This is a genomic window from Streptomyces sp. NPDC006265, from assembly GCF_040613555.1.
Taxonomy (GTDB): domain Bacteria; phylum Actinomycetota; class Actinomycetes; order Streptomycetales; family Streptomycetaceae; genus Streptomyces.
On record NZ_JBEXSH010000345.1, the window covers coordinates 1 to 8,565 of the forward strand.

The following is an 8,565-nucleotide window of genomic DNA, read 5'->3' on the forward strand; positions in this document are numbered from 1 at the left end:
CTTCGTGCGGCTCATCGGGCTCGTGGCACGGACGCAGCTCACGCTCAGCCAGATCCCCGGCGCACGCCGATCGCACGCACCGGACGCCGCTTCTTGTCGCACGGAGATCCATCAGAAGCCCCCTCGGCCCGCGCGCCGCGCGCTGCTCGGAGCGGTTGTGGACACGCATGTCAGTCCTTGAGTTCCAGCACACCGGATATGCCGGCGCGGCGCGGCGGGGTGGTGCCGCCGTCGAGTTCCGCGTCGTCGGCGATCCGGCCGTCGAAGAAGCTGATCACCCGGTCCGCGGCGCTCGCCAGCCGGGCGTCGTGGGTGACCAGCACGATCGTCTGGCCGCGCTGGTGGAAGCGGGACAGCAGCCGCATCACCTCGCGGGTGCCCTTGCTGTCGAGGCTGCCGGCCGGCTCGTCGGCCAGCAGCAGCGGGGGGTGGTTGACCAGGGCCCGGGCCAGCGCGACCCGCTGCTGCTCGCCGCCGGACAGCTCGCCCGGCATGCTGCGCTCCTTGCCCGTCAGGCCCAGCTCGGCCAGCAGCGCCTCGCGCTCGGTGCGCGCCTGCTTCGGCGGGGTGCCGGCGAGCAGGGCGGGCAGCTCCACGTTGTCGGCGACGGACAGGTTCGAGACGAGGTTGAAGAACTGGAAAACGATCCCGATCCGCTTTCTGCGCTTCACCGCCCAGCGGGCCTCGCCGTAGGTGTCGGTCGACTCGCCGTCGAGCCACAGGTGGCCCGCGTCCGGCCGCTGGAGCCCGCCGAGCAGATGCAGCAGCGTCGACTTGCCGGCGCCGGACGGGCCGGTGATCGCCAGGAACTCGCCCTGCCGTACGCACAGGTCGACCCCGCGCACAGCGTGCGCGGGGGCGCCCTCGCCGTGGTGGGTCTTCACCAGCCCCTCGGCGCGCAGCACAGGAGCGGGACGGTCGTCGCTCACTCCAGCTCCTCCAGCTCTTCCTGGCACCGTTCCAGCCAGTCGAGGTCGGCCTGCAGGTGCAGCATCGCGCCCTCGATCAGCAGATGGGCGATGCGGTTGTCGCGGTCTTCGGCGGCGGCCAGCTTCGACATCTGCCGCATGGTGTTCAGGTACTGGCGCCGCTGCTGGTTGATCAGGGTGATCTGCTCGGCGAGGCCGGTCTGCGGAGCGAGCGCCAGCTTCATGAAGAACTCGTCCCGCACCCGCGGCTCGTCCTCGGGCTCCTCGAACCAGGCGCGCAGCGCCTCCCGCCCGGCGTCGGTGAGGTGGTAGACCTTTTTGTTGGGCCGGCTGGACTGCGCCACGTCCTCGCCCTCGATCAGTCCCGACTTCTCGAGGCGGCCGAGGGTCACATAGATCTGGCCGACGTTCGGCTGAGGGTACGCGGAGCCCAGCAGTTGCTCAAGGTCCTGCTTAAGCTCGTAGCCGTGGGCGGGTCCGCGGGCGAGGAGTGCCAGGAGGGGCAGGCGCACGCGTGCAGTCCTCCTGTCTGGTCCAATGTGCTCCAGGCCCTAGTATCGCCCATACCTAACAGGTATACATGGCCTCTGTTCCGGGCAAGGGTGCCCAGCGCCGGTGTACAGGGAGGAACCTATGCGGTGGATCCATGCCGCGGGTAGGGGCCTCCTCGTTCTCGTCGTGCTCCTGACCGGCTACGTCGCCGCCGGGGCCCGGGCGGGCGAGCCTCCGGAGAGCGGTCGCGGCCCCCTCACCCTGGCGACCGCCGGAGACCTCACCGGTTACCTCGGCCCCCTGCTCGAAGGCTGGAATCGTACCCACCCCGGCGAGAAGGTCACCCTGGTCGAGCTGCCGGACTCGGCCGACGAGACCCAGGCCCAGATGGTCACCGACCTGCGTGACGGCGACCGCAGCCGGTTCGACGTGCTCAACATCGACGTCAACTGGACCTCGGAGTTCGCCGCGGCGGGCTGGATCAGACCGCTGCCCCGGGACCGCTTCCCCCTCAAGACCTTCCTCCAGCCGGTCGTGGACACGGCGACCTACGACGGGCAGCTCTACGCCGTCCCGTACGTCACCAACGCCGGCCTGCTCCTGTACCGCAAGGACGTCCTGGCCGAGGAGGGTGTCGCGCCGCCGCGCACCTGGGCGGAGCTGGAACGGTACGCCAAGACCATCGCCCCGAGGCACGGCCTCGACGGCTACGCCGGACAGTTCCTGCCCTACGAGGGCCTCACCGTGAACGCGGCCGAGGCCGTCTACTCGGCGGGCGGCTCGATCCTCGGCGACGAGGGCGAACGCGTCACCGTCGACTCGGCGGCGGCCCGCGAGGGCATCGGGTTCCTGGCGCGCGGAGTGCGCGAGGGCTGGATCCCCAGGGAAGCGCTGACCTACAAGGAGGAGGAGTCCAAGCAGGCCTTCCAGGACGGCCGGCTCCTCTTCCTGCGGAACTGGCCGTACGCCTACGTCGGCGCCTCCGCCCCCGGTTCGAAGATCGCCGGGAAGGTCGGCGCGGTCCCCCTGCCCGGGCCCGACGGGCCGGGGACCAGTGTCCTGGGCGGCTCCAACCTGGCCGTCAGCGCGCACGCGCGGCACCCCGGCTCGGCAGCCCGTCTGATCGCGTACCTCACCAGTGAGCGCGTCCAGCGCCAGGTCCTCACCCGCGGCGCGCTGCCGCCCGTGCGGGCCGATCTCTACCAGGACCCCGCGCTCATCCGCAGGTTCCCGTACCTGCCGACGCTGCGGACGAGCGTCCTCGCGGCCGAGCCGCGTCCCAAGAGCCCGCGCTACGACCAGGTCAGCCTGGTCGTGCAGGCGGTCGTGCACGACGCGATGGCCGGGAACCAGACGCCCGCCGCCGCGATGCGCCGCCTGGCGCGCGAGCTCGCCGCCATCTCGCGCCGCTAGCCGCTCCTGAGCCGCCCGCTCGACGACCTCCTACTTACTTGTTAGGTAACGCGGACATCTCGAATCGCTGAATATTGCACCGGTATGTCCGGGTTCGCTCACCTCAACCGCTCGGTAGCTTCTGCCTTTTCATTGACACCCTCTCGACACTCCTACTTAACATGCATGCATAACCGCTGCCCTCCTCAGAGACAGGTCGATGGGTTGAACAGGCACCACTGGTGGCGTGACGCAGTGATCTATCAGGTGTACGTCCGCAGCTTCCTCGACAGCACCGGCGACGGCATCGGCGACCTCGCCGGCGTCCGGGCCGGACTGCCGTACCTCAAGAAGCTCGGCGTCGACGGGATCTGGCTGAGCCCCTTCTATCCCTCGCCGCAGCACGACCACGGCTACGACGTGGCCGACTACTGCGGCGTCGACCCGCTCTTCGGCGACCTCGACGAGTTCGACCAGCTCGTGGGGGCCGCCCGGCGGCTCGGCGTCAAGGTGCTGCTCGACATCGTCCCGAACCACTGCTCCAGCGAGCACCCCTGGTTCCGCGAGGCGCTCGCAGCGGCTCCCGGCAGCCCGGCCCGGGCCCGCTTCCACTTCGCCGACGGCCGCGGCCCGGACGGCGCCGAGCCGCCCAACAACTGGCACTCCATGTTCGGCGGCCCCGCCTGGAGCCGGGTGACCGAGCCGGACGGGACGCCCGGCCAGTGGTACCTGCACATGTTCGCGCCCGAACAGCCGGACTGGAACTGGCGCAACCCCGAGATCGGCGCCGAGTTCGACCGGGTCCTGCGGTTCTGGCTCGACCGGGGTATCGACGGCTTCCGCATCGACGTCGCCGCGGGCCTCTACAAGCACCCCGAGCTGCCCGACTCCGACGACCCGGAGGTCGACGCCCGCACCCGCGACTCGGTCAACCCGCTCGCCTGGAACCAGCCCGAGGTGCACGACGTGTGGCGCCGCTGGCGCTCCATATGCGAGGAGTACACCGAGCGCGACGGCTGCGAACGCCTCCTCGTCGGCGAGGTGTCCGTGCCGACCGCCCGCGAGCACGCGCAGTACGTCCGCTCCGACGAACTCCACCAGGCCTTCTTCTTCGACCTGCTGAGCGCCTCCTGGGACGCCGACGCCTTCCGGAAGGTCATCTCGGAGGCCATGCAGGACATCGCCGGGACCGGCTCGACCGTCACCTGGGTCCTCAACAACCACGACCAGGTCCGCACCGTCACCCGCTACGGCGAACCCGCCACCGAGGGCAGCGGCCTCGGCGCCGCCCGCGCCCGCGCCGCCGCGCTGCTCATGCTGGCCCTGCCCGGTGCCGCGTACATCTACCAGGGCGAGGAGCTGGGGCTGCCGGAGGTCGTGGACCTCCCCGACGACGTGCTCACCGACCCGATCTTCCGCCGCACCGGCAGCCGGGCCCGTATCCGCGACGGCTGCCGGGTCCCGCTGCCCTGGTCGGGCCAGGCCTCGCCGTTCGGCTTCACCCCGGGCGTCGAGAGCGCCAAGCCCTGGCTGCCGCAGCCGGAGTACTTCGCCGAGTACGCCACCGACCGCGCCCTCGCCGACACCCGCTCCTTCTGGCACCTGTACCGCGACGGCCTCCAACTGCGAGGCACCTTGCCCCAGCTGGGCGAGGGAACCCTGCGCTGGCTGGACGCCGCGCCCGGCGTCCTGGCCTTCGAACGCGGCGACCTGGTGTGCGCCGTCAACTTCGGCACGGCCCCCACCCCCGCGCCGGTCCCCGGCACCCCTCTGCTCGCCAGCGGCCCCTGCCCGCCCGGAGTGCTCTCCGGCTCGACGGCCGCCTGGTGGATCCGCACCTGAACTCCCCGCAAGTCAACTCCCCGAAGGGACATCAACGATGATGCGACGACGTACCACCCTGCTCACCGGCTGCACCACCCTCGTCCTGGCGCTCGGCGCGACCGCCTGCGGCGGCGGCCCCGTCGCGGCCGGCGGCGGCGACAAGGCGCTCGACGGCCAGACCATCACCGTGGCCGGCGTCTGGTCCGGCACCGAGCAGAAGAACTTCCAGAAGGTGCTCGACGCCTTCACCGAGAAGACCGGCGCCAAGACGCAGTTCACGTCCACCGGCGACAACGTCTCCACCGTCGTCGGCAGCAAGATCGAGGGCGGCAACGCCCCCGACGTCGTGATGGTCCCGCAGGTCGGCGTGCTCAAGCAGTTCGCGCAGAAGGGCTGGCTCAAGCCGCTGTCGAAGAAGACCGAGCAGGCCGTGGACGCCGGGTACGCCCCCGTGTGGAAGAAGTACGGCAGCGTCGACGGCACCCTCTACGGCCTGTACTTCAAGGCCGCCCACAAGTCGACCGTCTGGTACAGCCCCGACGCCCTCGAGCAGGCCGGCGTGAAGCCCCCGAAGAGCTACGACGACATGCTCAAGGCCGGGCAGACCGTGTCCGACTCCGGGCTCGCCGCGTTCTCCGTCGCCGGACAGGACGGCTGGACCCTCACCGACTGGTTCGAGAACGTCTACCTCTCCCAGGCCGGGCCCGAGAAGTACGACGCCCTCGCCGCGCACAAGCTGAAGTGGACCGACTCCTCCGTCGTCGACGCCCTCACCACGCTCGGCAAGCTCTTCAAGGACAAGCAGCTCATCGCGGGCGGCCAGAAGGGCGCCCTGAACACCGACTTCCCCGGCTCGGTGGAGAAGGTGTTCGGCCCGGAGCCCGAGGCGGGCATGGTCTACGAGGGTGACTTCGTCGCCGGTGTCGCCAAGGACCAGTTCGGCAAGAAGGTCGGCCAGGACGCCAACTTCTTCCCGTTCCCCGCGGTCGGCGGCGGTGAGGCGCCGGTCGTCAGCGGCGGCGACGCGGCCGTCGTCCTCAAGGACGGCAAGAACCAGAAGGCCGCCCAGGCCCTCCTGGAGTACCTCGCCACCCCCGAGGCCTCCGCGGTGTGGGCCAAGGCCGGCGGCTTCCTCTCCCCGAACAAGAAGCTCGACCTCGCCTCCTACGGCGACGACGTCACCCGCGCCACTGCCAAGTCCCTCGTCCAGGCCGGGGGCTCGGTCCGCTTCGACATGTCCGACCAGGCCCCGGCCGCGTTCGGTGGCACCAAGGGCGCCGGCGAGTGGAAGCTGCTCCAGGACTTCCTGCGCGACCCGTCGGACCCGAAGGGCACCGCGGCGAAGCTGGAGGCCGCGGCGGCCAAGGCGTACCAGGACTGATACGCCATGACAGCGACCCTCGTGCAAGAGACGAGTTCCCCACCACCCGGCCCGGTCGCCGACCGTACCCGGCGACTGCGCCGGCGCGGGAAGATCATCGCCCTGCTGTTCGTGCTGCCCGCCCTCCTGCTGCTCGGCGCGCTCGTCGTCTACCCCGTGCTGTTCAGCATCGGCCGCAGCTTCTTCGACGCCTCCGGTACGAGCTTCGTCGGCGGCGACAACTACGCCGAGATGTTCCGCGACCCGACGACCCTCAAGGCCGTCCGCAACACGGCCATCTGGGTCGTCATCGCCCCGGCCCTGCTCACCGGCCTCGGACTGATCCTCGCCGTACTGGTGGAGAAGGTCCGCTGGGCCACGGCCTTCAAACTGCTCCTCTTCATGCCGATGGCGGTCTCCTTCCTCGCCGCCGGCATCATCTTCCGGCTCGCCTACGACGAGGACCCCGACAAGGGCGTGCTCAACGCCGCCGTGGTCTCCGTCCACGACGCCTTCAAGGGGGAGTCGTCCTATCCGACGGCCCGGGCGCGTGACGCCCAGGGCCTGACGAAGGACAAGGACGGTTCCTACCGCACGAGTACGGGCGTGGCGCCCGGGGACGCGGTGGCACTGGGCCTGGTCGGCGTGCAGCCCGGCGACCTGCCCGGCGGGGCCGAGCCGGCGTACGCGGCGGCGGGGCAAAAGGCCGGCCCCGACGAACTGCGCGGTGTCGTCTACCTGGACTTCACGCCCGGCGGGGGAGGGGAGCAGGGCAAGGTCGACCGGCGGGAGAGCGGACTGCCGGAGATGAAGGTCGAGGCGGTCCGCGAGGGCGAGACGATCGCCACGACCACCACGGCCGCCGACGGTTCCTTCCGCTTCCAGGGCCTCGAATCGGGCTCCTACGAGGTGCGACTGCCGTCGTCGAACTTCGCCCAGCCCTACGAGGGCGTCTCCTGGCTAGGGCCGGCGCTGGTCACCCCGGCGATCATCGGCGCGTACCTGTGGATCTGGACCGGCTTCGCCATGGTGCTGATCGGGGCGGGTCTGTCGACGCTGCCGCGGGACGCCCTGGAGGCGGCGCGGATGGACGGCGCGAACGAGTGGCAGATCTTCCGGCGGATCACCGTGCCGCTGCTGGCACCGGTGCTGTCGGTCGTCTTCATCACCCTCGTCATCAACGTGATGAAGGTCTTCGACCTCGTCTACATCATCGCGCCCGGTCCCGTGCAGGAGGACGCGACCGTCCTCGCGACGCAGATGTGGCTGGTGTCGTTCGGCGGCGGCAACAACCAGGGACTCGGCAGCGCGCTCGGCGTACTCCTGCTGCTGCTCGTCGTCCCGGCCATGGTGTTCAACGTCCGCCGTTTCCGAAGGAGTCAGCGATGAACGCGATTCGGCGCGGCTTGGGCAACGGGGTCGTTCAGGCCTTCCTCGTGGTGGTCGGGCTGGTCTGGATGACACCCCTGGCCGGGCTGTTCCTGTCCTCGCTGCGGTCCGCCGAGGACACGGCGAAGGGCGGCTGGTGGACGGTGTTCTCCAGCCCCGGGCAGCTGTCCTTCGACAACTACTCGTCGCTGCTGGGGAACGCCGGCATCACGCAGGCGTTCTGGAACACGGTGCTGATATCGGTGCCGACGACGGTGCTGGTCGTGGTGATCGCCGCACTTGCGGGGTACGCCTTCGCATGGCTGGACTTCCCCGGGCGGGAGTCGGTCTTCCTGATCGTGGTCGCGCTCCTGGTGGTGCCCGTGCAGATCGGTCTGCTGCCGGTCGCCAAACTCTTCGGGCAGCTGGGTCTGTTCGGCACGATCCCCGGTGTCGTCCTCTTCCACGTGGCCTACGGTCTGCCGTTCGCGGTGTTCCTGCTCCGCAACTACTTCGCCGAGATGCCGAAGGAGATGCTGGAGGCCGCGCGCATGGACGGCGGCAGCGAGTGGCGCATCTTCACGCGGCTCGTCCTGCCCGTGGGGCGGCCCGCGATCGCCTCCCTGGCCATCTTCCAGTTCCTGTGGGTCTGGAACGACATGCTGGTGGCGCTGCTGTTCGCGGACAGCGCCTCGCAGCCGCTGACGGTGCAACTCCAGTCCCAGATACGCCAGTTCGGCAGCAACATCGACGTCCTGGCACCGGGGGCGTTCGTGTCCCTGGTGGTTCCGGTGGTCGTGTTCTTCGCGTTCCAGAGGCACTTCGTGCAGGGCGTGATGGCGGGGTCGGTGAAGTAGCGCATACGTTTCGGGCCCCCACTTCGCTACGAAGTGGGGGCCCGAAGACGTTCACGGAGACGCTGGTGGATACAGCGACCGGGGCAGTTGCGAAGCCGCCGCCCCGTCCAGCAGCCACAGGGTCCGGCTCCTGCCGTACGCCCCCGCCGCCGGAGCCTGGATCTCACCCGCACCCGAGAGGCCGATCGCAGCCGCCTGGGCCTTGTCCTCACCGGCTGCGAGAAGCCACACCTCACGGGCGGCGCGAATCGCCGGCAGTGTCAGCGTCACCCGGGTCGGCGGCGGCTTGGGTGCGCCGTGGACGCCGACCACCGTGCGGTCGGTCTCCCGGACCGCCGGCAGT

The 8,565-nt window shown here is 70.3% G+C and carries 9 protein-coding genes; 6 read left to right on the top strand and 3 right to left on the bottom strand.

The features are described from left to right. Nucleotides 1-181 (top strand): hypothetical protein (locus ABZ281_RS25595; RefSeq protein ID WP_356659049.1); only part of this gene is annotated, 181 nt, incomplete at its 5' end. Here ABZ281_RS25595 and ABZ281_RS25600 read toward each other — a convergent pair. Together ABZ281_RS25600 and ABZ281_RS25605 are read right to left on the bottom strand one after the other, a co-directional pair. Further along, nucleotides 171-929 carry an ABC transporter ATP-binding protein gene (locus ABZ281_RS25600; protein ID WP_356659051.1) on the bottom strand — a complete coding sequence of 253 codons (759 nt, stop codon included), beginning with the start codon at nt 927-929 and terminating at the stop codon, nt 171-173. The two genes, ABZ281_RS25595 and ABZ281_RS25600, sit on opposite strands and share 11 nt — an antisense overlap. After that, nucleotides 926-1,441, bottom strand: coding sequence for a PadR family transcriptional regulator (locus ABZ281_RS25605; RefSeq protein ID WP_104779514.1), 516 nt, complete (start codon nt 1,439-1,441; stop codon nt 926-928). The genes ABZ281_RS25600 and ABZ281_RS25605 overlap by 4 nt, the downstream gene beginning before the upstream one ends. A gap of 121 nt (nt 1,442-1,562) precedes the next feature. Here ABZ281_RS25605 and ABZ281_RS25610 point away from each other — a divergent pair, with 121 nt between their 5' ends. The 5 genes from ABZ281_RS25610 (at nt 1,563) to ABZ281_RS25630 (ending at nt 8,222) form a co-directional block, all read left to right on the top strand. Next, a complete protein-coding gene (locus tag ABZ281_RS25610; protein WP_356659053.1) occupies nt 1,563-2,834 on the top strand; it encodes an ABC transporter substrate-binding protein in 1,272 nt (423 codons plus the stop codon). Nucleotides 2,835-2,999: 165 nt separating this feature from the next. Beyond that, nucleotides 3,000-4,655 (top strand): glycoside hydrolase family 13 protein, encoded by a 1,656-nt coding sequence (locus ABZ281_RS25615; protein WP_356659055.1) that lies wholly within the window; start codon nt 3,000-3,002, stop codon nt 4,653-4,655. 37 nt (nt 4,656-4,692) lie between these two features. Further along, nucleotides 4,693-6,018 (top strand): ABC transporter substrate-binding protein, encoded by a 1,326-nt coding sequence (locus ABZ281_RS25620; RefSeq protein ID WP_356659057.1) that lies wholly within the window; start codon nt 4,693-4,695, stop codon nt 6,016-6,018. Nucleotides 6,019-6,024: 6 nt separating this feature from the next. Then, entirely contained in the window at nt 6,025-7,386 is a 1,362-nt protein-coding gene (locus tag ABZ281_RS25625; protein ID WP_356659059.1) for a sugar ABC transporter permease, read from the top strand. Beyond that, complete coding sequence (locus tag ABZ281_RS25630) at nt 7,383-8,222, top strand: carbohydrate ABC transporter permease (protein ID WP_356659061.1); 840 nt, start codon at nt 7,383-7,385, stop codon at nt 8,220-8,222. Before ABZ281_RS25625 ends, ABZ281_RS25630 begins: the two co-directional genes overlap by 4 nt. Nucleotides 8,223-8,273: 51 nt before the next feature. Here ABZ281_RS25630 and ABZ281_RS25635 read toward each other — a convergent pair. Continuing rightward, on the bottom strand, nt 8,274-8,565 hold a 292-nt coding region (locus ABZ281_RS25635), incomplete at its 5' end, for a 6-phosphogluconolactonase (RefSeq protein WP_356659063.1).